23 protein-coding genes are annotated in these 24960 nt (G+C 67.9%); 18 read left to right on the forward strand and 5 right to left on the reverse strand.

Annotation, left to right across the window (positions count from 1 at the left end; translation table 11 throughout):
- Positions 1-39 precede the first annotated feature (39 nt).
- The 5 genes from ACYVKL_RS34175 to ACYVKL_RS34195 all read left to right on the forward strand — a co-directional run bounded on the left by ACYVKL_RS34175 (position 40) and on the right by ACYVKL_RS34195 (position 5667).
- Complete coding sequence (locus tag ACYVKL_RS34175; RefSeq protein WP_379166903.1) at positions 40-960, forward strand: G1 family glutamic endopeptidase; 921 nt, start codon at positions 40-42, stop codon at positions 958-960.
- Positions 961-1409: 449 nt separating this feature from the next.
- Positions 1410-1649: a redoxin NrdH gene (locus ACYVKL_RS34180; RefSeq protein WP_213557240.1), complete on the forward strand. Its 240-nt coding sequence runs from the start codon at positions 1410-1412 to the stop codon at positions 1647-1649.
- A 24-nt stretch (positions 1650-1673) separates the two neighbouring features.
- A complete protein-coding gene (nrdI, locus tag ACYVKL_RS34185; protein ID WP_246598028.1) occupies positions 1674-2144 on the forward strand; it encodes a class Ib ribonucleoside-diphosphate reductase assembly flavoprotein NrdI in 471 nt (156 codons plus the stop codon).
- A 59-nt stretch (positions 2145-2203) separates the two neighbouring features.
- On the forward strand, positions 2204-4285 hold the full coding sequence (nrdE, locus tag ACYVKL_RS34190; RefSeq protein WP_379167900.1) for a class 1b ribonucleoside-diphosphate reductase subunit alpha: 2082 nt from the start codon (positions 2204-2206) through the stop codon (positions 4283-4285).
- Positions 4286-4656: 371 nt separating this feature from the next.
- Positions 4657-5667 (forward strand): alpha/beta hydrolase, encoded by a 1011-nt coding sequence (locus ACYVKL_RS34195; RefSeq protein WP_379166901.1) that lies wholly within the window; start codon positions 4657-4659, stop codon positions 5665-5667.
- Positions 5668-5703: 36 nt separating this feature from the next.
- Here ACYVKL_RS34195 and ACYVKL_RS34200 read toward each other — a convergent pair whose 3' ends face one another.
- A complete protein-coding gene (locus ACYVKL_RS34200; protein ID WP_213557239.1) occupies positions 5704-5946 on the reverse strand; it encodes a hypothetical protein in 243 nt (80 codons plus the stop codon).
- Positions 5947-6238: 292 nt separating this feature from the next.
- Between ACYVKL_RS34200 and ACYVKL_RS34205 the strand changes: the two genes are divergently transcribed.
- Complete coding sequence (locus ACYVKL_RS34205) at positions 6239-7435, forward strand: lipase family protein (protein ID WP_379166899.1); 1197 nt, start codon at positions 6239-6241, stop codon at positions 7433-7435.
- Between the two features lie 12 nt (positions 7436-7447).
- On the opposite strand, the gene ACYVKL_RS34210 is transcribed toward ACYVKL_RS34205, so the two are convergent.
- The 3 genes from ACYVKL_RS34210 to ACYVKL_RS34220 form a co-directional block, all read right to left on the reverse strand.
- Positions 7448-8722, reverse strand: a complete 1275-nt coding sequence (locus ACYVKL_RS34210) for a PucR family transcriptional regulator (RefSeq protein ID WP_379166896.1) — start codon at positions 8720-8722, stop codon at positions 7448-7450.
- A 287-nt stretch (positions 8723-9009) separates the two neighbouring features.
- The gene (locus ACYVKL_RS34215) at positions 9010-10314 is read right to left on the reverse strand and encodes a sensor histidine kinase (RefSeq protein WP_379166894.1); all 1305 of its coding nucleotides are present in this window, start codon (positions 10312-10314) and stop codon (positions 9010-9012) included.
- Entirely contained in the window at positions 10311-10979 is a 669-nt protein-coding gene (locus tag ACYVKL_RS34220) for a response regulator transcription factor (RefSeq protein ID WP_379166892.1), read from the reverse strand. Before ACYVKL_RS34220 ends, ACYVKL_RS34215 begins: the two co-directional genes overlap by 4 nt.
- Before the next feature lie 397 nt (positions 10980-11376).
- Between ACYVKL_RS34220 and mgtE the strand changes: the two genes are divergently transcribed.
- Both mgtE and nrdF read left to right on the forward strand, forming a co-directional pair.
- Positions 11377-12765 (forward strand): magnesium transporter, encoded by a 1389-nt coding sequence (mgtE, locus tag ACYVKL_RS34225; protein ID WP_379166890.1) that lies wholly within the window; start codon positions 11377-11379, stop codon positions 12763-12765.
- A 230-nt stretch (positions 12766-12995) separates the two neighbouring features.
- A complete protein-coding gene (gene nrdF, locus ACYVKL_RS34230; protein ID WP_379166888.1) occupies positions 12996-13973 on the forward strand; it encodes a class 1b ribonucleoside-diphosphate reductase subunit beta in 978 nt (325 codons plus the stop codon).
- A 304-nt stretch (positions 13974-14277) separates the two neighbouring features.
- On the opposite strand, the gene ACYVKL_RS34235 is transcribed toward nrdF, so the two are convergent.
- Complete coding sequence (locus tag ACYVKL_RS34235; protein WP_379166886.1) at positions 14278-15321, reverse strand: ABC transporter substrate-binding protein; 1044 nt, start codon at positions 15319-15321, stop codon at positions 14278-14280.
- A 235-nt stretch (positions 15322-15556) separates the two neighbouring features.
- On the opposite strand from ACYVKL_RS34235, the gene ctaD reads away from it, so the two are divergent.
- From ctaD to ACYVKL_RS34285, 10 genes are all read left to right on the forward strand, one after another.
- Positions 15557-17293, forward strand: a complete 1737-nt coding sequence (gene ctaD / locus ACYVKL_RS34240) for an aa3-type cytochrome oxidase subunit I (RefSeq protein ID WP_379166885.1) — start codon at positions 15557-15559, stop codon at positions 17291-17293.
- Between the two features lie 177 nt (positions 17294-17470).
- Positions 17471-18520: an NAD(P)H-dependent flavin oxidoreductase gene (locus tag ACYVKL_RS34245; protein WP_379167898.1), complete on the forward strand. Its 1050-nt coding sequence runs from the start codon at positions 17471-17473 to the stop codon at positions 18518-18520.
- Between the two features lie 150 nt (positions 18521-18670).
- Entirely contained in the window at positions 18671-19900 is a 1230-nt protein-coding gene (serB, locus tag ACYVKL_RS34250) for a phosphoserine phosphatase SerB (RefSeq protein ID WP_379166883.1), read from the forward strand.
- A 133-nt stretch (positions 19901-20033) separates the two neighbouring features.
- Complete coding sequence (locus ACYVKL_RS34255) at positions 20034-20507, forward strand: protease inhibitor I42 family protein (protein WP_379166881.1); 474 nt, start codon at positions 20034-20036, stop codon at positions 20505-20507.
- A 21-nt stretch (positions 20508-20528) separates the two neighbouring features.
- Positions 20529-21272: a peptidyl-tRNA hydrolase gene (locus ACYVKL_RS34260; protein ID WP_379166879.1), complete on the forward strand. Its 744-nt coding sequence runs from the start codon at positions 20529-20531 to the stop codon at positions 21270-21272.
- 147 nt (positions 21273-21419) lie between these two features.
- Positions 21420-21641, forward strand: coding sequence for a hypothetical protein (locus ACYVKL_RS34265; RefSeq protein WP_379166877.1), 222 nt, complete (start codon positions 21420-21422; stop codon positions 21639-21641).
- Positions 21642-21666: 25 nt separating this feature from the next.
- Complete coding sequence (locus tag ACYVKL_RS34270) at positions 21667-22500, forward strand: ABC transporter ATP-binding protein (protein ID WP_357195820.1); 834 nt, start codon at positions 21667-21669, stop codon at positions 22498-22500.
- Positions 22501-22606: 106 nt separating this feature from the next.
- Positions 22607-23104 (forward strand): MoaF-related domain-containing protein, encoded by a 498-nt coding sequence (locus tag ACYVKL_RS34275; protein ID WP_213557229.1) that lies wholly within the window; start codon positions 22607-22609, stop codon positions 23102-23104.
- 190 nt (positions 23105-23294) lie between these two features.
- On the forward strand, positions 23295-24068 hold the full coding sequence (locus tag ACYVKL_RS34280; protein ID WP_379167896.1) for an NUDIX hydrolase: 774 nt from the start codon (positions 23295-23297) through the stop codon (positions 24066-24068).
- An 81-nt stretch (positions 24069-24149) separates the two neighbouring features.
- Positions 24150-24929, forward strand: coding sequence for an enoyl-CoA hydratase-related protein (locus tag ACYVKL_RS34285; protein WP_379166875.1), 780 nt, complete (start codon positions 24150-24152; stop codon positions 24927-24929).
- Positions 24930-24960 lie beyond the last annotated feature (31 nt).

Genomic DNA, 24960 nt, shown 5'->3' on the forward strand with positions numbered 1-24960 from the left:
CTGCCGCTTTTCCCGGACAATTCGGGCTACGGTCTGATCATGAAGTTATCAACGGGCAACTCTGTGTGGGGCCGTTGTTTCATGGCGGTCACCCTGGCCGCGTCCGCCGCCTCGATGGCGGTCGGCAATGCGGCCGACGCGACGGCCGAATCGTTCGTCGCGTACGGGTCGGAGCTTTCGAATTCCCATCTCTACCTGGGCAACTGGGCCGGTTACGTGGTGCAGGGGAACTTTCGGGAGATCAGTGCCACCTGGGTGCAGCCCGAGATCGAGTGCCGCAATCCCGGCATCCTGCAGCGCGTGGTCCCCTGGGTAGGGCTCAACGGGGCCACCGGCCTGGACGGCCAGGTCGCGCTGCCGCTCATGCAGACCGGCGTCGAATCCATGTGTGCCAGTGACGCCGCCGTGTACGCGGCGCTGCCCGGCCTGCAGGTCGAAACGATGGCGGCGGGCCTGGCGTACGCCGATCCGCGGCTGGCCGGGACCGTGATGAACGCCGGCGCCAAGGTCTCCGACGCGCTGGGCGCGGCCGCGGACGGGATGTGCTCGCTGGGCATCTTCGGCGGCTTCTGCCGCCCGGACCAGCTGATCGACGGCTGGTGGGAGGGCTATCCCGCTCCGCCGGTGACCTACGACGACGTGTCGGTCCGGGCCGGCGACACCATGCATTCCATCGTGAGCTGGGACGGCGGGCGCTATGTGATGACGCTGGAGAACCGCACCGCGAACTGGCGTCGCACCACGGTCGTGGCCTCGCCGGTGCCCGCGCGCACCGCCGAGATCATCGTGGAGGGACACCTCGACGCCGCGCTGCCCGGGTTCGCGCCGATCACCTTCACCGAGATCAGCATCGACGGGCGGCCGCTGTCCGATTACGACGCCCATACCTACGGCATTCCGGCCACCAATCGGTTGCTGGCGCCCGGACCGATCGAGGGCGCGTCGTTCACGATCCGGTAGGACCGGGGCGGATGCCGCGACACGCCGGGGCGAGCGGGCGGCCTGGAATCGGTCGCTCGACCCGGCGAGGTTGCGAACCGGGTGGTCGCTCGAGTCTGCTGTGACTCGTGAGAAGCGTGTTGATCAGCGGTAATGGTGTGTTTGCTGGAAATGAACTGAATGCCGAAATTGTGATGTGTGACTCAGTCGTGTCGAGTTGCGAATCGAGTGTCCAGGTACTAACCCGTCCGGAATTTCACCTTTGTGAGTCGCAACATGTCGTGTTGTATGAGTTTGTCGGCCACTAGGTGTAGTGTCTTGGGAGCTGGAAGGCCACAAGGACGAGACCTCGATCACGGGCCGGTGACCAGGAGCTTCGGCTCCGCTTCCAGGGGTTTGCGCATTACTACGTGGATCTTGTTTCAGGTGTGCACTGCAGACAGATCAAGGCTGAGGAGAAGGGGATACCAATGACCATCACCGTTTACACCAAGCCCGCTTGTGTCCAGTGCAACGCGACCTATCGCGCCCTCGACAAGGCTGGTGTCGACTACAGCGTCGTCGACATCTCGGAGAACCCGGATGCCCGCGACTACGTGATGGCCCTGGGTTACCTGCAGGCCCCCGTCGTCGTCGCCGGGGACGACCACTGGTCCGGCTTCCGTCCGGACCGCATCAAGGCGCTGGCCGACGTCGTCGCAGTCGCCTGACGGCTCGGCCCAGCGGTCAGGGAGATGACCGAAATGTCGAGTGAGACACCGAATCTGGTCTATTTCTCCAGTGCTTCGGAGAACACTCACCGGTTCGTCGAACGGCTGGGCCTGCCCGCCGTCCGCATTCCGCTTCACACCGCCGACTCGCTTCGCGTCGACCAACCTTTCGTGCTGATCGTCCCCACCTACGGGGGAGGTCGGCACGTTTTGGGTGGGCAGCGATCCGACAAGGAATTCGTGCCCCGTCAGGTGGCCAAGTTCCTCAACGATCCGCACAACCGCGCCCTGCTGCGCGGCGTGATCGCGAGCGGCAACACCAACTTCGGCGACACGTACTGCTATGCGGGAGAAGTGATCTCGCGCAAAGCGGGGGTCCCGTACCTGTATCGCTTCGAACTCATGGGAACTGCCGAGGACGTCGAGCGCGTCCGCGAGGGATTGGGAATCTTTTGGCAACGACAACAGCACCGGTCGGAAAGACTGCCCGCGTAGAGCGCCCCGTCAGCGGCGACTCCGCGACCGAGGGACTGGACTACCACGCCCTCAACGCCATGCTCAACCTGTACGGACCCAACGGTGAGATCCAGTTCGAGAAGGATCGGGAAGCCGCCAACCAGTACTTCCTGCAGCACGTCAACCAGAACACGGTCTTCTTCCACAACCTCGACGAGAAGCTCGACTACCTCGTCAAGGAGAACTACTACGAGACCGAGGTCCTCGACCAGTACTCGCGGACGTTCATCAAGCAGCTGTTCCAGCAGGCGTACGCCAAGAAGTTCCGGTTCCCGACCTTCCTGGGCGCGTTCAAGTACTACACCTCGTACACGCTGAAGACCTTCGACGGCAAGCGCTATCTGGAGCGTTTCGAGGACCGCGTGTGCATGGTCGCCCTGACCCTGGCCGCCGGTGACGAGACCCTGGCGGGCGAGCTGGTCGAGGAGATCATGGACGGCCGCTTCCAGCCGGCCACCCCCACCTTCCTCAACTCGGGCAAGAAGCAGCGCGGCGAGCCGGTGTCCTGCTTCCTGCTGCGCATCGAGGACAACATGGAGTCCATCGGGCGCTCCATCAACTCCGCCCTGCAGCTGTCCAAGCGCGGCGGCGGTGTCGCCCTGCTGCTCAGCAACATTCGTGAGACCGGCGCCCCGATCAAGAAGATCGAGAACCAGTCCTCGGGCGTCATCCCGATCATGAAGCTGCTGGAGGACTCGTTCTCCTACGCCAACCAGCTGGGTGCGCGTCAGGGCGCGGGCGCGGTCTACCTGCAGGCCCACCACCCCGACATCTACCGCTTCCTCGACACCAAGCGCGAGAACGCGGACGAGAAGATCCGCATCAAGACGCTGTCGCTGGGTGTGGTGATCCCCGACATCACCTTCGAGCTGGCGAAGAAGAACGAGGACATGTACCTGTTCTCGCCGTACGACGTGGAGCGCATCTACGGCGTGCCGTTCGCCGACATCAATGTCACCGAGAAGTACTACGAGATGGTCGACGACAAGCGAATCCGCAAGTCCAAGATCAAGGCTCGCGAGTTCTTCCAGACCATCGCCGAGCTGCAGTTCGAGTCGGGCTACCCGTACATCATGTACGAGGACACCGTGAACCGGGCCAACCCGATCGCGGGCAAGATCACCCACTCCAACCTGTGCTCGGAGATCCTGCAGGTCTCCACCCCGTCGGAGTTCAACGACGATCTGTCCTACGCCAAGGTGGGCAAGGACATCTCGTGCAACCTGGGCTCGCTGAACATCGCGAAGACCATGGATTCGCCGGACCTGGCCAAGACGGTGGAGACCTCGATCCGCGCGCTGACCGCGGTGTCGGACCAGACCCACATCTACTCGGTGCCCTCGATCGAGCAGGGCAACAACGAGTCTCACGCCATCGGCCTGGGGCAGATGAACCTGCACGGCTACCTGGCGCGGGAGCACGTCCACTACGGCTCCGAAGAGGGCGTGGACTTCACCAACATCTACTTCTACACGATCGCCTACCACGCGATTCGCGCCTCGAATCTGATCGCGCAGGAGCGGGGTTCGTACTTCGGCGGCTTCCCCGAGTCGAAGTACGCCTCCGGTGAGTTCTTCGACAAGTACACCGAGCAGGTGTGGGAGCCGGCCACCGAGCGGGTGCGCCAGATCTTCGCCGAGGCGAACGTCCACATCCCCACCCAGGATGATTGGCGCGAGCTGAAGGCGCTGGTGATGCAGCACGGCATCTACAACCAGAACCTGCAGGCCGTCCCGCCGACCGGCTCGATCTCCTACATCAACCACTCCACCAGCTCGATCCACCCGATCGCCTCCAAGATCGAGATCCGGAAGGAAGGCAAGATCGGCCGCGTCTACTACCCGGCCCCTTACCTGACCAACGAGAATCTCGAATACTTCGAGGACGCCTACGACATCGGCTACGAGAAGGTCATCGACACCTACGCGGCCGCCACCCAGCACGTGGACCAGGGCCTGTCGCTGACGCTGTTCTTCAAGGACAGCGCCACCACCCGCGACGTCAACAAGGCGCAGATCTACGCCTGGCGCAAGGGCATCAAGACCCTCTACTACATCCGCATCCGGCAGATGGCGCTCGAGGGCACCGAGGTCGAGGGCTGCGTGAGCTGCATGCTCTGATCGGCAGTACGAGAAAGGGCGTTTCCGGCCATCGGCCGGGAGCGCCCTTTCGTCGTTGCTGTGGCTGATCCCACGTTTGCGTCGCGCGCGATTGTGAACTCTCCAGAAGGTGTTCTCCGGCCTGTCGGACGACGTCCACGGCTGGTTAGGCTCGCCGTGATTCGGGCATCGGTTTCCATCGAATTGCGCGGGTGATGCCGGAATCGGGAAACGCATCGGGACAAGCGTTTTGGAGGTGAGTCGATCGAACGGAGACCCCACCGGGTGTATCAACCTCGCACCCGCCCGGTGGGTTCTTCGGCGGGCATCGGACATCGCGCATGAGGAGTCGGCTTGTCGCACTGCATGATTCGAAGACGCCGGGAGGTGTCGTGAAGCGGCGTGCGGCCGCCGGGGTCGCGATGGCGCTGGCCGTGCTCGCGAGCTCGGCGTTCGGGGCGAGCGCGCAGGCGGGTACGCCCGGGCGGATCGGGGCGCGGGCCGCGGTGACGCGGGTGGAGCAGGTCGGGCCGCGCTGGGAGCGTGTGGAGGTGGCCTCGTCCGCCATGGGGCGCGCCGTCGCGCTGGATGTGCTGCACGGCTCCGGAACCGGCCCCCGTCCCACGCTGTATCTGCTCGACGGTGTCGATGCCGAGGGGGTGTCCGACTGGCTGACCAAGGGGCATGCCGCGGACTTCTTCGCCGACAAGCCGGTCGATGTGGTCTTCCCGGCCGGGGCCACCGGCAGCATGTACACCGACTGGCAGCATCCCGATGCCGCGCTCGGGTGGAATCGCTGGGAAACCTTCCTGACCGCCGAATTACCCGGGGTGATCGAGCCGTATCTGCGGTCCGACGGTCGTCGGGGGATCGCGGGCGTGTCCATGGGCGCGCAGGGCGCGATGATGCTCGCGCACCGGCATCCCGGGTTCTATCGGGCCGTCGCGGGATTGAGCGGCTGCTATTCCACCGTCGACGGGCCCGGGAGCGCGATCACCGCGGCCACGGTGGCCTCGCGGGGCGGCAATATCTTGAATCTCTGGGGTCTGCCCGGCACGTTCGACTGGCTGACCCACGACAGCACGGTGGGCGCGGAAGCGTTGCGCGGCACCGCGATCTACCTGTCGGCCGCCTCCGGTGTGCCCGGCGTGCCGGATCTGGCCGAGGTGCTGCGATCCCCGGATGTGGTGGCGGCCCTGGGTACGGCCGGTGGCGGCGTGCTGCTCGAGGCGGGCGCGCGGGTCTGTACCGAGCATTTCGCGAAACGATTGAGCGACTTGAGGATTCCCGCCACCGTGCACTACGAGCCGACGGGCCTGCACGCCTGGGAGGATTTCTCCGCTCAGCTGGGGCCGGCCTGGGATGCCCTCTCGGCGGCCTTCGCCCCCGTGCCCGGGCGGTGATGGCACCGCCCGAACGCCGCTGCGGTGTAGCGGATTTCAGTGCCGGAGTCCGTAGCGCGGCAGTCGGCGCAATCCCGGCCGGATCCGGTTGTCCACCGTCACCGCCAGTCCCGCGTGTACCGCGGCCACGGTGAAGTCCGACGCCTCCTTCCAGGTGGCCACGTATTCCATGGTGAGTTCGGCCCCGTCCTCGGGTCCGCCGAGGTAGACGGTCACCCGGTGGGTGAGCGCGTCACCCACGCTGTCGAAGCGGACTCTGCCTTCGGTGTTGCCGGCCATGTGCGCTGCTCCTCGAGTCGGTGCGGGGAGAGGTGCGGGCCGACCCCTTCGTCGGCCCGCACCTCTCTGTGACCGAACGTATCCGGATTACCGTGTGTAGGAACGTGTTCCGGTTTCCGCTTGGACATGTCACAAGGGCCGCGCGGGACTAGTTGTTACTCGTCGGAACAGAAACATTGGTCGCTCGGAATTCGGCGCGCGATCACAAACGACGACCGCGCCGTTTGTGACTATTCGGAATGTTCCCCCGGCCCCCTGGTCCGGCGCGAGCGGCGTTCCTACGCTGCCCCGCATGAGGATTCGTGTTCCGATCGCGGTGATCGGGGCTCTGCTCGTGACGGTCGCCACGGGATCGGCCGCGGCCCAGCCGCTGCTCCCCACCCCGGACCCGGACCCCTTCTACGCCAACCCTTCCGACATCGCCGGCCACCAGCCCGGCGACGTCCTCGCCACCCGAGCCATGCCCGCGCTGGCGAGCTTCCCCGACACCGACATCACGCTGATCAAGTTCCGTTCCACCGACTCCACCGGACACCCCATCGCGGCCACCACCACCGTGATCTCGCCGCGTCACCGCCTCCCCGACGCGCCCGTCCTGTCGTTGCAGCAGATCATCAACGGCCTCGGCGCGCAGTGCGCGGTCTCCCGCGAGCTCTACACCAGCGACCCCAACCTGATGATCCGGGAAGCCCCCGGCTGGAACGTGGCCCTGCAGCGCGGCTGGACCCTGGCCCTGCCCGACCACCTCGGCCCCCGAATCGCCTACGGCGCGGCCAAACTCGGCGGCCAGATCACCCTGGACGGCCTGCGCGCGGTCCAGCGCGTGCCGGAGTTACGGGCCGAGCACAGTCCGCTCGTCATGGCCGGCTATTCGGGCGGCGGCATGGCGACCGCCTGGGCGGCGGCGCTGGCCGCGTCCTACGCCCCGGAACTGCGCATCGCGGGCGCCGCCATGGGCGGTGTCCCGATGAACCTGGTCTCGATGATGGAGGGCCTCGGCATGAACCGGCATCCGGCCTTCGGGCTGGCGCTGGCGGCCGGGCTGGGCCTGGAACGCGAGTACCCGGACCGCTTCCCGCTCACCGACCAGCTCAACGACCGCGGCCTCGCCATCCGCGACCGGCTGGTCAACAGTTGCACCAACGACATCCTGACCGCGGGCGCCGGGCAGGGCGCGCTCGACGTCGCCAAGACGACCGTCATGACCGACGATCCGCGAGCCCGCGCGGTGGTGGACGAGAACAGCGTCGAGCTCTACCCCGGCGTCCCGAATATGCCCGTCTTCGAATGGCATTCGCCCATCGACGGGCTGATCCCGATCGACGCCGTCGTGCACACCCTGCGCCGCTACTGCGCCGCGGGCGCGCGGGTGTGGTCCGAGCAGGTGCCGGTGCCCGATCACCTCACCGCCGCCGTGCTCGGCCTGCCGGCCGCGTACTCCTGGCTGGACGCCCGCCTGCGCGGCGAGCCCGCTCCCGCCAACTGCTGAACCGCCGCGGGGTCAGCCCGCCTGATAGGTGCGCGCCACCAGCGCCGAACGCAGATACCAGAGACCGGACGGCTGGGTCGGATCGAATCCGGTCAGCTGTCCGATCCGTTTCAGCCGGTAGTCCACGGTATTGGTGTGCACGTGCAGCATTCGCGCCGTGCGCTGCCGGTTCAGGTTGTTGCTGATGTGGGATTGCAGCGTTTCCAGCAGTTCGGCGTGCGCGTCGAGCGGATCCAGCAGCGACCCGAGATGGTCGCGGCCGGGCCCGGGACGGGTCAGCTGATACTCCAGGGCCAGTTCGTCGAAGCGGAACAGTCCGCGCACCAGCCGCAGCCGGTGCACGATGTCGAGCAGTTCGTGCGCCTGGTCGGCGGCGTCCGGAATCTGTTGCGGCGCGGCCGGAACCAGCGTCGCGGTGATCGGGACCCGGGCCGCCCGCGAGAGCCCCTCGATCAATTCGTCGAGCTGATCGTCGGCGATATCGGTGGCCGGGACCAGCAGGGTGCCGCCGTCCACGCTGAGCAGCGACAGCACCTTGTCGGTGTAGCGGGTGGCCAGCTCCGCCTGCACCCGCCGCAGCTTGCGCCGCGCCACCACCGCGCCGTCCACGGTGGGGGAGTCCTCCTCCGGATGTTCCGGAATGGACAGCGCCAGTACGTGATACGCCTCGGCGATCTCGATCCCGCATTCCCGCGCCATGGTGGAGGTGCTGTGCCCGCCCAGCAGCGCCGAGGTGAGAGTGTGCACCGCGGTGTGGTGTTCGCTCACCACCGACCGCATCTCCCGCACATAGGCCATGGCCACCGCGGAGGTCATCCGGTCGAGCAACTCCACCACCAGCTTGGCGCCGTCCACGATGTTGTTCATGTCGGCGGCGGCGATGACGAGGGTGACCGCGCCGTCCTCGTCCTCGCGGCGCACGTGCCCGGACAGCGCCTTGGCCATCACCAGTTCCGAGCCGATCTTGAAGCCCTCGTGGATGGCGTGATGGATGGTGTCGATCGGGATGCCTTCGCGCGCCCACTGCGCCGCGGCCTCTTCCAGACGTTTGGTCTTCTCCGGGATGTCGCGCCCGTCGAGCATGCCGACCGCCAGCTCCAGGCAGGTGCGGGTGATGACGGTGACGTCGCCGTGAATGGCGTCGCCGGGCAGGGTGCCGCAGGGCGCGACCGTCTCGACGAAATGCCCCACCATGTGCTGGGCGACGCCGCGAACATCCTTGAGCGGCGACGAGATCGGCGTGCCCGACACGGTGAGTCCGGCCCGGGCCGGAATTCCCACGGCCATCCGTGACTCCCTTCCACCCCCGGTTCTGCGCCCCGTACGGGACCTGAAACGCTAACGCAGGCCGCGTCTCCGAACGGCCGGATCGATCTCTCCCTGTGAAGCACAGTAATAGGCGACGAATGGTCCTGTGACTTCTCACATGTGCCAGACCGGCCGCGCATGACCGTCACCGTCGGTACCAGTTCGGGACATCGGCGTGGTCATGGCGGGTGCTCGCAGCGCCGGAGTGACACCGCGGCGAATCCGATTCCGGCCGTGACATTCCTGTCAGCCCGGCTGGACAGCGGCTAGTGCCGGGCGCCGACGGGCCCGCCCACCGTGATGTCGGCGGGCGGCAGCCACAGTGTGGCGATGGTGCCGCCGCCGGCCGCGGGCTCGATCGAGGCATTGCCGCCGTGCGCCTGCGCCACCCACGCGACCAGCGCCAAGCCGATCCCGTTGCGTCCGGTGCGCCCGGCCGTGCCGCGATCGAACGGGTTGGCCGCCATGACCGGATCGACGCCGGGGCCGTGATCGCGAATGCTGACCCGTCCCTCCGCCACGTGCACCTCGACCGGCGCGGACCGGTTCACCGCGCCATGGGTCAGCCCGTTCTCCAGCATGTTCCGGATGGCCAGGCTCAGCAGTTGCGGATCACCCAGCACGACGCTCGGATACGCGGTCACCAGGATGCGCTCGTCGGCGGCCTCGTCGGCCACCGTCTCCGCCAGCTGATCCAGCCGCAGCAGCGTGCGCTCGGGTTCGGCGATCCCCGACTGCATGCGGGCGCGGGCCAGCAGCCCGGTCACCAAGCGCGCCATGCGATCCGCCAGCCGCTGCGCCTCGGCGAGTGTCTGCTGGACGTCCTCCGGCTTCGGCCGGGACTCGGTGAGCAGTTTCAATGTGGTGAGCGGCGTACGCAATTCGTGCGCGGCGTCCCCGAGGAACTGTTCGTGCTCGTCCAGCATGCGCAGCGCCTGGCGCTGACTGCGCCCGGACAGCACGAACGTCCCCGCCGCCGACAGCAACACCAGCAGGACTCCACCGACAGTCAACTCCCACACCAGCTTTCGATGCTGGTCCCCGTCCGCCATGGACTCGGCGCCGGTCAGGATGACGACGATATGGTCCCAATCGTTCCAGAACACCGGGGTGCCGACCATCGTCACCGCACGGCCGGTGATGTCGGTGCCGTGGAACCGGCTGTCCTTGTAGAGCAATCCGTCGGCGTGATCCTCGGTTTGCGTTGCCAGCGTGGCGATCTGGGTATCGTCCGGCATGTACGAGCGCTGATAGGTGTGCGCCTGCTTCCACGGCTCGCCCGGTACCCGCACCGCCACGACGACCGCGGTCGGGCCCTTCGCCAGCTGATCGTCGATGACGGTGGACAGGTCCAGCGTCTGCTTCTCGTCGTGCTGGATGGCCCGCGCCAGCCCGCCGGACACCTGCCGGACCTGATCGTCGGCACGGGTCGCGCGCGCGTCCGCGTCGATGGCGGCGGCCACGAAACCGAAGATCAGCACGGCGGCCGCGATGATCACGGTGACCAGCGCGGTCATGAACCAGCGGGCCCGCTTCAGCCGGGCCACCGCGGGGGAGCGGTGGGTGCTCACGAGACGTTGCCGGCTATCACGAATCCCGTCCCCCGCACCGTCTCGATCACGGACGGCTCACCGAGTTTGCGCCGCAGCTTGGCGACGACCGCGTCCACCACATTCGAAGCGGGCTCGGCCATTTCGTCCCAGCAGCATTCGATGAGATCGGTGCGGGTCACGACGCTGCCGCGCCGGGTGGCCATGAGCTCGAGCAGCGCGAACTCCTTGGGCGTGAGCGCCAGCATGATGCCGCCGCGGGTGACCCGCCGGCGCATGAGGTCGATCTCGATGTCCGCCACGGCGATCCGCGCGGCGGTGGGCTGTTCGCGGCGGCGGCACAGTGCCCGCACCCGCATCACCAGCTCGGGCAGTGCGAAGGGTTTGGTCAGGTAATCGTCGGCCCCGTGCTCGAAGCCGGCCAGCCGGTCGTCGAGCCCGTCGCGAGCGGTGAGCATGAGCGCGGGCACGGTGTGCCCGGCGGCGCGCGCGCTCGCGACCAGGTCCAAGCCGTCGCCGTCGGGCAGGCCGCGGTCCACCACCAGGCAGTCGTAGCGATTGACGGCGATCTTGAAATCGGCGTCGGCGAGGCTCTGGGCGAGGTCCACCGCGAACCCGGCCGAACGCAACCCCTCGGTCACCTCGCGGCAGAGCTGGGGATCGTCCTCTAGCACCAAAACACGCACAGAGGCAGAGAGTAGGGCATTCCGGACGCGCGCCCAACGGCCGCGACCACCCGATCGACGGAAAATGATCGAAAAATGATTCGGCGGCAAGCCGTTTCGCGGCCGCCCGCTCCGACTGTACCGATGGACTTGCCTACCGGTCGAGGGCGAGCGAGCGTCGTTAGGCCACCCTCTGTATCCTGAACATGGTTGTTTCTATCCATGACGCCTGTCGAGCAATAGTGGCTTTCGAGGAGGGGGTGAGGTCCGTGCGCGGTGAACCTCCCAGTCGAAGGCCGCGTGGCATCGCCCTCGAATTCCGTCGATAGAACAACACCTGGCGACGGTGGGTGCGGTGCCCGCGGTGTGATCCGGTACCCCCGACCACCCCTGACCGCCACCCGGCCGAGGTTTCGCCATGACGCAGACCGAACTGCCCCCTGCCGTCCCCACGGTTGTCGCCGATACGCCTGTCCCCGAACAGGATTCGCTGCGCGACATCGTCGACTGCCACCACCTGACCCCGGCGATGGAGTGGCTGGACAACCATGCGCCGCACGTCATCGCCGACGAGCTGGCCAGGATGGACGCCGTCACCGCCGGCATGGCCTTCCGGCTGCTCGACAAGGATCGCGCGCTGGCCGTTTTCGAGGAGCTCGAACCCGTCGACCAGCAGCAGATCCTGTCCGGGCTGCGCGATCAGAGCTTCCGCGACCTGGTCGAGGGGATGGATCCCGACGACCGCGCCCGCATGCTGCGCGAGGTCCCGGCCAAGGTGGCCAAGCGCGTCCTGGGCGGGCTCAGCCCGCACGAGCGGCGCATGACCGCGACCCTGCTCGGCTACCCGGAGGGCTCCGTCGGCTTCTACATGACGCCGGAAGTCGTTGCGCTGCCACGGAATCTGCCGGTGGGGGAGGCGCTGCACATGGTGCGCGCCAAGGGCTCCACCGCCGAGACCGTGTACACGCTGCCCGTGGTCGACGCGGGCCGGCGCTTGATCGGCGTGGTGGAACTGCGCGACCTGGTGCTCGGCTCGCCCGACACCATGATCGCGGAACTCATTGCGGGCGAACCGGTCTCGGCGCGCGCCACCGGATCCGCGGAGAAGGCGGCGCGACTCATGCAGGGCGCCAACCTGATCAACCTGCCGGTGGTCGACAGCGAGGACCGCCTGGTCGGCCTGCTCACCATCGACGACGCCGTGGAGGTCATCGAGGCCGCCGACTCCGAGGACATGGCCCGGCAGGCCGGCACCTCCCCGTGGTCGGGGCACTACATGGCCGCGGGCGTGTTCCAGCTGGCCCGCTACCGCGCCCTGTGGCTGATGCTGCTGCTGGTCGCGGCCACCCTCACGGTGACGGTCACCAACTTCTTCGAACCGACCCTCGAGCAGGCCGCGCACCTGGCGCTGTTCATCCCCCTGCTCATCGGGTCCGGCGGCAATGCGGGCGCGCAGGCCGCGACCACCTGCGTGCGCGCGCTCGCGGTCGGCGAGGTGCGGGTCTCGGACCTGCTCGCGGTGATCTGGCGCGAATGCCGGGTCGGGCTGCTGCTGGGCTGCATGCTGGCCGCCATCGGCATGGTGATCGGCACGCTGTTCGTGGGCGTGAAGATCGCCGTGGTGGTGGGCATCGCGCTGGTGATCATCTGCGGCTGGGCGGCCACCATCGGCGGCACCATGCCGCTGCTGGCGAAGAAGCTGCGCATCGACCCGGCGGTCATCTCCGCGCCCATGGTGACCACGCTGGTGGACGCCACCGGACTGGTCATCTACTTCACGACGGCGAAAGTGGTGCTCGGCATCTGATCGGCAAACCCGGGGCGGGTTTGCGCAGACCTACCCCGGTGTGCTGTGACGGATTGCACGGCTGTAATTTTCTGCAGTCGGTGGCGTACTTTGCCCATCCCCGTTTCGCATTCTCGCAGGACAACGTATAGACACGTGAAGACACAACTTCTTGTGCTGCACGGGGATGTCACCTACCAGTAGTAGTGTTCATGGCAAGGGAATTCGCAGGGTCCGGAAGCTGAAGAAGGGTGTGTGAGCGGAACGTGAAGCTCATTGATCGGGTTAGTGCGATCAACTGGAACCGCGTGCAGGACGAGAAGGACGCGGAGGTCTGGGATCGGCTCACCGGCAACTTCTGGTTGCCGGAAAAGGTCCCGGTCTCCAACGACATCCCGTCGTGGAGCACGTTGACCGCCAACGAGAAGCAACTCACCATGCGGGTCTTCACCGGCCTCACCCTGCTCGACACCATTCAGGGCACGGTCGGCGCGGTCAGCCTCATTCCCGACGCGATCACCCCGCACGAAGAAGCGGTGATGACGAACATCGCGTTCATGGAGTCGGTGCACGCCAAGAGCTACAGCTCCATCTTCTCCACGCTGTGCTCGACCCGGGAGATCGACGAGGCCTTCCGCTGGTCCGAGGAGAACCGGAACCTGCAGCGCAAGGCCGAGATCGTCCTCGACTACTACAACGGCGAGGACCCGCTCAAGCGCAAGGTCGCCTCCACCCTGCTGGAGTCGTTCCTCTTCTACTCCGGTTTCTACCTGCCCATGCACTGGTCCTCGCGGGCCAAGCTGACCAACACCGCCGACATGATCCGCCTGATCATCCGCGACGAGGCCGTGCACGGCTACTACATCGGCTACAAGTACCAGAAGGGCCTGGAGCTGGTCTCCGAGGCCGAGCGCGAAGAGCTCAAGGCCTACACCTTCGAGCTGCTCTTCGAGCTCTACGAGAACGAGGTCGAGTACACCCAGGACCTCTACGACGAGGTCGGCCTCACCGAGGACGTCAAGAAGTTCCTCCGCTACAACGCCAACAAGGCCCTGATGAACCTCGGCTACGAGGGCTTGTTCCCCAAGGACGAGTGCGACGTCAACCCGGCCATCCTCTCGGCCCTCTCCCCGAACGCCGACGAGAACCACGACTTCTTCTCCGGCTCCGGCTCCAGCTACGTCATCGGCAAGGCTGTGAACACCGAAGACGAGGACTGGGAGTTCTGACTCCCCCGCCTCCCCGAGCCTTCAGCGCCCGGCTGAGAGCCGTGGACGGTCGGGCAGGCGGGCCGGCGGTTTCGGAGCAACCCAATTCTGGGCGTACCCCATGAGTTACCCCGACCGTTGCGAAATCAGTTGCTGCGGTCGGCAAACGGCCCCGAGCGAATCTTCGCTCGGGGCCGTTTGCCGACTCTGTCCGCGGGGAATACCCGTGATCACGAAAAGTTCACGGTGTGACTGGTGAACTTCGCGGTCGGTGCTCGGCCGGGTGGCGACTTCCCCACGTCATCGGGCCGAGCGCCCTACGTCGTCAGTCGGCGACGTAGCCGTTGAGGTTGTTGCGGATGTCCTCGAGCAGGGCTCGGGCGGCGGTGATGCCGCTGCCGTGCCAGATGGTGTCGTCGACGGCGAACTCACGGCGGTCGCTGACCGCGCCGAGCTGTTTCCAGTTGTCGCCCTTCATGATCGACTTGCCGTAGGCGAGGCCGTCCTTGCCGTCGAACATGAGGAAGATGAGGTCGCCCTCGATCTTGTTGCGGTCGGCCTCGGTGCTCAGACTCGAGACGTCGAAGGAGTCGCCGCGCTGCGCCTGCGGGCGCTGCACGCCCGCGTCACCCAGCACCTGGGCGGCGAAGCTGTTGCCGCCCTGCACCTGAATCGTCTCGGGGTCGAAGCGGATCACCGACGCCTGGGTGAGCGCGGCGTTGGCGGCGATGCCGGTGTCCTTCGCGGCGGTGCGGTAGTCGTCGAGCGCCTTGGCGCCGGCGGCCTTGCGGTTCAGGGCCTCCGCGAAACCGGTGAAGGTGGCCTGCCAGCCGTGATCGTCACCGACCAGGACGGTCGGGGCGATGGCCTTCAAGGCGTCGTAGCGCGAGCCGTCGGCGGCCGGGCCGATGATCAGATCCGGCTTCAGCTCCGCGATCTTCGCCGGATCCGGGGTGTCGACCATGCCGACCCCGGAGATCGCGGCGATCCCGCTACCCAGATATTCGGGCTGCGGTGACGGACCGGAGACCGTGGCCGCGCCGACCACCCGTTCCCACAGACCCAGCGCGCAGGCCGCGTCCAAGGCGGGGGTGGACAGCACCACGATGCGCTTGGCGTCGGCGGGGACCTCCGCGGTACCCGCCGCGTGGGCGACGGTCCGGGTGCCCGCCGCCGAATCCGGGACGGTCGGTAGCGCGCACGCCTTGGTGGTGTCGCGTTCGATGCCGACCACGCCCGCCCCCGCGATATTCGTGGTCGTGCGCACGATCGAGGCGGAGTTGTCATCGGTCTTGGCGCACCCCGCGAGCAGGCCGACGGATAGCAGCGTGGCCGCCGAGACCAATCCCACACTGCGCAAATGCCGCATAGGGGAAAAGGTGGAGGCGAACGTGTTTCGGGTGGAAGCAGACTCGCGCACCGGCATGCGGGGCAGCCTACAGCCGTGCCTCCCGACTCCCAATTACGACACAGAGTAGGACCCGTGGCGAGCGCCGATGGAACACGGTTTACGATCTGTCACAGCGCAAGCCACCGTCGTTCGTCATGTGCCGAACCGGACGCCGGAAGCAGCGTACGAACGATGGCATACCTGTGGAGGTTTCGTGACTGCCGTAGAACCGCGGCCGGCCAGCCTTGTGGAGGCGGCGCGGCCCTATCCTCAAAGGACGGGTCCGAAGGGATCGTTCATCTTCAAGATGGTCACCACCACGGACCCGAAGGTTCTCGGCGTCATGTACTTGGTGACCGCCATGTCCTTCTTCATGGTCGGCGGCATCATGGCGCTGCTCATGCGCGCCGAGCTGGCCCGCCCGGGCATGCAGTTCCTGTCGCCGGAACAGTTCAACCAGCTGTTCACCATGCACGGCACGATCATGCTGCTCTTCTACGCGACCGCGATCGTGTTCGGCTTCGCCAACATCATCCTGCCGCTGCAGATCGGCGCCCCTGACGTCGCCTTCCCGCGTCTGAACGCGTTCAGCTACTGGCTGTACCTGTTCGGCGGCACCATGGCGACCGCGGGCTTCATCACCCCCGGCGGCGCGGCGGACTTCGGCTGGACCGCGTACACCCCGCTCTCGGACATCGTCCACTCGCCCGGCGTCGGCGCCGACCTGTGGATCCTGGGTCTGGCCGTCTCCGGTCTGGGCACCATCCTCGGTGGCGTCAACATGCTCACCACCGTGGTCTGCCTGCGCTGCCCGGGTATGACCATGTTCCGGATGCCGATCTTCACCTGGAACATCGCCGTCACCTCGGTGCTGGTGCTGCTGGCCTTCCCGCTGCTCACCGCGGCGCTGTTCGGCCTGGCCTACGACCGCCACCTGGGTGGCCACATCTACGACCCGGCCAACGGCGGTGTCCTGCTCTACCAGCACCTGTTCTGGTACTTCGGCCACCCCGAGGTGTACATCATCGCGCTGCCGTTCTTCGGCATCGTGTCGGAGATCTTCCCGGTCTTCAGCCGTAAGCCGATCTTCGGTTACACCACCCTGGTCTACGCGACCCTGGGTATCGCGGCCCTGTCCATCGCGGTGTGGGCGCACCACATGTACGCGACCGGCGCGGTGCTGCTGCCGTACTTCTCGTTCATGACGTTCCTCATCGCGGTCCCGACCGGTGTGAAGTTCTTCAACTGGATCGGCACCATGTGGCGCGGTCAGCTCACCTTCGAGACCCCGATGCTCTGGTCGGTCGGCTTCCTGGTGACCTTCCTCTTCGGTGGTCTGTCGGGTGTCATCCTGGCCGCCCCGCCGATCGACTTCCACGTGTCGGACACCTACTTCGTGGTCGCGCACTTCCACTACGTGCTCTTCGGCACCATCGTGTTCGCCACCTTCGCGGGCATCTACTTCTGGTTCCCGAAGATGACCGGCCGCATGATGGACGAGCGCCTGGGCAAGTGGCACTTCTGGGCCACCTTCGTCGGCTTCCACACCACGTTCCTGGTGCAGCACTGGCTGGGCAACATGGGTATGCCGCGTCGCTACGCCGACTACCTGCCGAGCGACGGCTTCGCCACCCTGAACACCATCTCCACGATCGGTGCCTTCATCCTGGGTTCGTCGATGCTGCCGTTCATCTGGAACGTCTTCAAGTCCTACCGCTACGGCGAGGTCGTGACCGTCGACGATCCGTGGGGCTACGGCAACTCCCTGGAGTGGGCGACTTCCTGCCCGCCGCCGCGGCACAACTTCTACGAGCTGCCGCGCATCCGCTCCGAGCGTCCCGCGTTCGAGCTGCACTACCCGCACATGGTGGACCGCATGCGCGCCGAGGCCCACGTGGGCTGGGGCACCAAGTCCCACAATGTGCACGAGCTGGAGAAGGCGTCGCACTAGTCGCCTGACAGCCGGAACATCCAACGCGGCACCCGTCTTCGGACGGGTGCCGCGTTGCGTTGTGGGGTAGGGGTGCACCGGCGCCTTGCGGGGGCCGACCGGATGGCGATGGCCGCGGCGCGCTTTCATGGTCGGGTGACGGAGGATGCGGGACTGCGGACCAACTGGTCGGACTCGATGGGGTTGCGGGCGCCGATCGTGAACGCGCCCATGGGCGGCGTCGCCGGGGGCAGGCTCGCGGTCGCCGTCGCGGCAGCCGGGGGACTGGGCATGATCGGCATGGGCAGCGCGGGCTCGGTCGAGGCGCTCGAACGGGAGCTGGCCGCGGCCGCCCTCGCATGCGAACTTCCCGCGCTCGAGCGGGAACTGATGGGGAGCGCGGCAGCGCCCGCACCCGGCCCGATCGGAATCGGCCTGGTCGACTGGGTGGCGGCGGCCCGGCCGGGATTGCTCGACCTCGCCCTCGCCGCCACACCCGCACTGCTGTCGGTGAGCTTCGGGACCGACCTGTCGTGGGCCGCCCGCGCCCGCGAAGCCGGAATCCGGACGGCGACACAGATTTACACCGTGGAGGACGCCCGGCGCGCCCGCGACGCCGGGATCGACGTGCTGGTCGCGCGCGGTCTCGAGGGCGGCGGGCACGGTGCGCCCGAGCTGGCCACGCTGCCGTTGCTGGAAGCGGTGCTCGACGCCGTGCCCGGCCCGGTGCTGGCGGCCGGCGGCATCGGCTCGGCGCGGGGAGTGGCCGCGATGCTCGCGGCGGGGGCCGCGGGAGTGTGGCTGGGCACCGCGCTGGCAGCCGGCGAGGAATCGCTGCTCTCGCCGGGTGGCCGTCGCGCCCTGCTCGCGGCGCGGGGCACCGACACCATCGTCACGCGGGTCTTCGACGTCGGCATGGATCTGCCGTGGCCGCAGCGCTTTCCGGCCCGGGTGCTGCGCAACGACTTCACCGCGCGCTGGCACGACCGGATCGACGAGTTGTCGGTGACCACAGCCGCCGCTCCCGAACCGGCCGACGATGCCGCGCCCGCGCAGGCTGAACAGACCGCCGCCGCGGCGGCCGCACGGGCCGAGCTGGCCGCCGCCAACGCCGCCGACGATCCGCGGATCGCGCCGGTCGACGCGGGGCAGGGGGTCGGGCTGGTGAGGGCGGTGCGGCCCGTCGCCGAGATCCTGGACGAATTGTGTTCCGGCGCCGCACGCCTGCTCGCGGCAGGCCGGTACTGACCCTCCATGCGTGGGGCGCTGAGCACCGCCGACGTGATGCCCGCCACCGTGGGCGGACGTCGGCGCGGTCGGTGGAACGCCGACCTGACAGAATGAGCTGCCGCCGCATGTCGGGGGGATCACCAGCCGCAGGGACTAAGGAGTCATCGATTGAGCGCGTCTGACACGACGGTTCTGGTCACGGTCACCGGACCCGACAAGCCGGGCGTCACGTCGGTGCTACTCGCCGCACTGGCCAACAACGGGGTCAGTCTGCTGGACGTGGAGCAGGTGGTCATTCGCGGCCGCCTCACCCTGGGCGTGCTGGTGTCGTGTCCCACCGATCCCGAGGGGCTGCAGGATCAGCTCGAGGACGCCATGGCCTCCATCGGCATGAACGTCGATGTGGAGATCGGGGCGAGCGCCGTGTCGGGCGCGAAGCTGTCCACCCACGCGGTCGTGGTGCTGGGTTCGCCGGTCACCGCCCGCGCCTTCAGCGCCATCGCGCGCAAGCTGGCCGCGCAGGGCGTGAACATCGATTCCATTCGCGGCATCGCCGACTACCCGGTGACGGGTCTGGAACTGCTGGTCACCGTGCCCGCCGCCGACGCGGACACCGAGACCGCGCTGCGCACTACCCTGTCCGCGGTGGCCGCCAAGGAGAGTGTGGACGTGGCGGTCGAGAAGGCCGGTCTGGCGCGACGGGCCAAGCGGCTCATCGTGTTCGACGTGGACTCCACCCTGATCCAGGGTGAGGTGATCGAGATGCTGGCCGCGCACGCCGGTGTCGAGGACGAGGTCCGCCAGGTCACCGAGGCCGCCATGCGCGGCGAGATCGACTTCTCCGAATCCCTGCGCCAGCGCGTCGCCACCCTGGCCGGGCTGGACGCCTCGGTCATCGACGAGGTCGCCGAGCGTATCGAGCTCACCCCCGGCGCCCGCACCACCATTCGCACCCTGCGCCGCCTGGGCTTCCGCTGCGGCGTGGTGTCCGGCGGTTTCCGTCAGGTCATCGAGCCGCTGGCGCACGAGCTGGAACTGGATTTCGTGCAGGCCAACACGCTCGAGATCCGCGACGGCAAGCTGACCGGCGCGGTGACCGGGGAGATCGTGGACCGGGCCGCGAAAGCCGTTGCGCTGCGCCGGTTCGCGGCCGAGACGGGCGTGCCGATGGAGCAGACCGTCGCGGTCGGCGACGGCGCGAACGACATCGACATGCTCAATGCCGCCGGGCTCGGTATCGCGTTCAACGCCAAGCCGGCGCTGCGCGAGGTCGCCGACGCGGCGCTGTCGCATCCGTTCCTGGACGCGGTGCTGTTCATCCTCGGCGTCACCCGCGACGAGGTGGAGGCGGCCGACGCCCGCGACGGCGGCATTCGCCGCGTGCCGCTGCCGCACTGAAGTTTGCGAGCAGCGTCCGCTAGTTCCGGTATGTCCGGCTAGTTGGCCGCAACGCGTCCAATTCGCTTGCGCCGCTCGCAGCTCCGCTCTCGGTACCGTGGTTGGAAACCCGGCCACGACCGAAGGAGACCGCGTGCGCGTGCGTATGCCGCTGGTGATGTTGACGGCCGGCCTCGCGCTGGCCGGCTGCGGCAGTTCCGGTTCGAACGAGGCGACACCGCAGTCCGCCACCAGCGTCGCGGTCACCACCGCGGCGTCGCCGACCGCGCCCGCGCACGCGGCCGAGCGGATCGGCGCCGACGCCGACGGCAAGGACGTGAGTCTGGCCGTGGGCCAGGGCCTGATCGTCACCCTCGAAGCCAATCCGACCACCGGATACGCCTGGCAGGTCGGCGAACTGGACCAGAAGGTCGTGAAGCCGAACGGCTCTCCGGACTACGAGCAGGACTCGAATCCGGACGGCAAGGTCGGTGTGGGCGGCAAGTCGGTGCTTGATTTCGTGGCGGCCGCACCCGGTTCCACCACGTTGAACCTGTCGTACATGCGCGCCTGGGAACAGGGCGTGGAGCCCGCCAAGCGTTTCACCGTGAACGTGACGGTGCGTTAGAACGTCGTTGTAGGAGAAGTTGTGTCGAGCGTTGGATCCACCATCGATGCCGGTTTCGAGGCCAGGCACGCGGAGCTGGCCAAGGGGTACGGCGGCGGGGGCGATCCCGCCGACCCGGCGCTGGTCCAGGCCATGCAGATGGTGCTGCACATCCCCAAGAACGACCCGCCCGCGCGTTCGGCGCTGCTGGCCGCCGCCGCCTCGGCGGTGGTGGCGCTGTGCCTGGACGAGCGGGTCGGGCCCGGGGGCGAGTGGGAGGAACGGTATTTGACGTGGAAACACTCACGAATCCGCAAGGTGGCGCGGCGGGCCCGGGGCGTGCAGTGGCTGGCCGCGCAGGAAGTCGACGGTGTCACAGTCGAATTCGCGGGCGCGCAGGCGCGGGCGCTGGTGCCGGGTCCGGTCGGCGAGGTGGATCCGCGGATTCGCCGGCTCCAGATCAGTGGCACCGAGCTTCCGGTCGAGGAGGACATCGCAATCGATCCGGAATTTCCGGTGCTATGGGTGGACGCGGAATTGGGTATGACTGTGGGGAAGGCGGCGGCACAGGTAGGGCATGCCGGCATGCTGCTGGCAGGCGCCCTTCCCGTGCGGCAGGCGTATGCGTGGGCCGGCACCGGATTCCGGTGCACCGTCGCGGAGGCCGACCCGGGTCACTGGGCGGAGTTGCAGCGGCGGGTGGCCCGGGGCGACGCGGTGGCGGTGCGCGATGCCGGGTTCACGGAGGTGGCTCCCGGATCGACGACCGTGATCGCGGTGCCGTAGTTCGGGTGGCGTGGGAGCGAATGTTCGGATGGCGCACTAGCGAAACCGAATGGTCGGCGTGCTGACCCATATGGGCAGTGCGTATCGACTTCCCAGACCGGGTGGGCAAGGATCGATTCACGAGTTTCCTCGAAAGGAAACCACGAAATGACAACATTGCTGGTTGTTCTCATCGTGTGGATAGTGCTCTCGATCCCGGTGGCACTGATCCTGGCGCGGATGTTTCGCTCCACCAGGGCCGACGCGCGGGACCGCGGAATGAGCGACGCCGAGCGTGACCTATCGGAATTCGATAGCGGCGCCCACGAAATCGCTTATCGTCCCCGTACTTCCGGAGAGGACACGCCCCGGGTTTACCCACCACGTTGACGATCGTCCAGTGCGGTGGGCCAAGATGGACCCCGTGCCGCAACCGGATCCCGATCTGCTCATCGATTTCAACGACGTCACCGTTCGACGTTCCGGACATACCCTGGTCGGTCCGGTCACCTGGCAGGTGGAATTGGACGAACGCTGGGTGGTGCTCGGCCCCAACGGCGCGGGCAAGACCTCGCTGCTGCGAATGGCCGCCGCCGAGATGCATCCCACCTCCGGTGTCGCCAATCTGCTCGGCGAGACGCTGGGGCGGGTCGACATCAACGAACTACGCCCGCGCATCGGAATCTCCTCCGCCGCCATCGCCAGCCGGGTGCCGATCGACGAGAAGGTCGCCGATCTGGTGGTGTCGGCCGGTTACGCGGTGATGGGCCGCTGGCGTGAGCGGTACGACGATATGGATACCGACCGGGCCGTAGACATTCTGGAAAGCCTGGGCGCGGAACACCTTTCCGACCGCACCTACGGGACGCTCTCCGAAGGCGAGCGCAAACGGGTGCTCATCGCCCGCGCGCTGATGACCGACCCGGAACTGCTGCTGCTCGACGAACCCGCCGCCGGACTCGATCTGGGCGGCCGCGAGGAACTGGTCGAACGGCTCGGCGATCTGGCCGCCGACCCGGACGCGCCCGCCACCGTCCTGGTCACCCACCACGTGGAGGAGATCCCGCCGGGCTTCACCCACGGCCTGCTGCTCAATGAGGGCGCGGTGGTCGCGCAGGGTTTGCTGACCGATGTGCTGACTTCGGAGAACCTGAGTGAGGCGTTCCGGCAGTCGATTCAGCTGGATCGCATCGACGGCCGCTACTTCGCCCGCCGCAGCCAGCGCTTCGGCCGCCATCGCAATCGCTGATCCGGTTTCCCGCAACCTGTCTCGCGAAGGTCGGCGCGCTGCGATTGCATCCTCCGGAGCTGCCGGGCAAACTGTCCGCAACTGCCGCTGACGGAGGGAGCTGGCTGTGGGCCGGACCAACGGTGCCTTCGCTACCCGCAACGCGGGCCCCATCGCGTCCCGGGGCACCGGTGCGATCGCGATCCTCGCCGTCGCCCTCGCCGCGGCCGGATGCGTCGCCGATCCACCGGCGGCCCAGCAGGTTTCGAAGTCGCACGCCGCCGAAACCCTCGGCAAGGCCGCGGTGCCCGCGGACCTGAACGGTAAGACGGTGCAGCTCAGCTACGACGTCGGCTCGGGCGGCACCATCACCTTCGCCGCCGACGGGCGCACCGTCACCTACACCGCCGCCGACACCGGACGCCGGACCAGCGCCCCGGTCGCGGTCGCGGCCGTCGAGGCGGGCGTCTTCCTGGTTACCTGGACCGACGACGCGGGGGAGGTGGTCAGCCAGGTGCAGGACTACCGGACCGGCCGGGTCGAGGGCACCTGGACCCGCCGCCCCGACCCCGCGGGGCCGCCCGTCATCGAAACCCGCACCGGATCAGTGCATTTGACCGAGTGAAACCCGGCCTTCGGCGCACCTGACCGAGGCATTCCGCCGGAATCGGGGTCTTCGGCCGAACGGCCCGGCAAACCGAACCGGCTTATGTTATTTCGCTCGGGTAAGGGTTATGGTGCGGAATGTGAGCGAGACAGTTGCACAGCCCGGATCCCAGCCCGCCGCCCGTCCGGTCAAGGACGCGTCCACGGTCATGCTGGTGCGCGACGGTGCGCACGGGCCCGAGGTGTTCCTGCAGCGCCGGGTCGGCGAGATGGCGTTCGCGGCCGGCATGACCGTCTTCCCCGGCGGTGGCGTCGACCCCTCCGACGCGTCGGTCGCCCTGGACTGGGCCGGACCCGACGCGGACTGGTGGGCCGAGGCCTTCGGCATCGACGCGGGCCGCGCCCAGGCGCTGGTGTGCGCCGCGGTGCGCGAGACCTTCGAGGAATGCGGCGTGCTGCTGGCCGGGCCGACCGCCGACACCGTCGTCACCGACACCGCCGTCTACGCCGAGGCCCGCGGTCAGCTCGAACGCCGCGAGCTGTCCTTCGCCGAATTCCTGACCCGCGAGAACCTGGTGCTGCGCGCCGACCTGCTGCGGCCCTGGGACAACTGGATCACCCCGGTGATCGAGCCGCGCCGCTACGACACCCGCTTCTTCGTCGCCGTGCTGCCGCAGGGTCAGCTCGCCGACGGCGCCACCTCCGAGGCCGAGGTCGTCTCCTGGTGCACCCCCGCCGAGGCCATCCGTCGCTGGCACGAGGGCGCCGACGTGCTGCTGCCGCCGACCTGGACCCAGCTCGCGGTCCTGGGCGAATTCGCTTCCACCGCCGAGATTCTCGCGGCCGACCGCACCATCGCCCCGATCATGCCGGTCTACGACCCCGAGGCCGACGGCCCGGCGCTGGCGTTCCCGAACGCCGACCGCTACTTCGCGGAGCTGCCGAAGAACGCGCGCATCCGGGGTTCGCAGCGACCGGAGTAGTCCAGCGCGGGGCAGGGCGGTCGCGGCCGGGGCCCGGGCGGCGGGACACCGTAGGCGGCGCCCGGGCTAATGTGATCGGCTGTGGCCGAATTCGTGACCGTGGACCGGGGTGTGGCAGAGGGCGTCGCGGTACTCCGCATCGCCCGCCCGCCGATGAATCTGATCGATCTGCAGGTGGCGCTCGAGGTGTCGGCCGCCGCCGACGCGATCGCCGCCGACGCGTCGATCGCGGCCGTGGTGGTCTACGGCGACGAGCGGGTCTTCAGCGCCGGCGACGAGCTGGCCGAGCTGGCCCGCCTCACCCCCGAGCAGGCGCAGGCCATGGTCGCGGACTTCCAGTCGGCGCTGGGCTGCCTGGCCCGGCTGCCGCAGCCGACCGTGGCCGCCATCAGCGGCTACGCGCTGGGTTCGGGCCTGGAGCTGGCGCTGGCCGCGGATCGCCGGATCATCGGCGACAACGTGAAACTGGGTCTGCCGCAGATCAAGGCGGGGCTGATCCCGCTCGCCGGCATCCGCCGCCTGAGCCTGCTGATCGGCCCGTCGCCCGCCAAGGATCTGGTGTACAGCGGCCGCTTCGTGGACCACGAGGAGGCCGCGGCGCTGGGTCTGGTCGACGAGGTGGTCGCGCCCGACGATGTCTTCGCCGCCGCCCTGCGCTGGGCGCGGCAGTTCGTGGGTGGTCCGGGCACCGCGCTGGCGGCCGCGAAACGGGTCTTCGAGGCGGGTACGCACGGCCATGATCGGGCGCGTCGGGAGTGGTCGGAGTTGTTCGGCACCCCGGATCAGCAGGTTGGAACACGTTCTTATTTGGTCGACGGTCCGGATGCGGCCCCGTTCACGTCCCGTTCAGTGGCCCGATAACACCCCTCACCGGGCTATTCATTAGGCTAGC

It is taken from the genome of Nocardia tengchongensis (assembly GCF_054781395.1).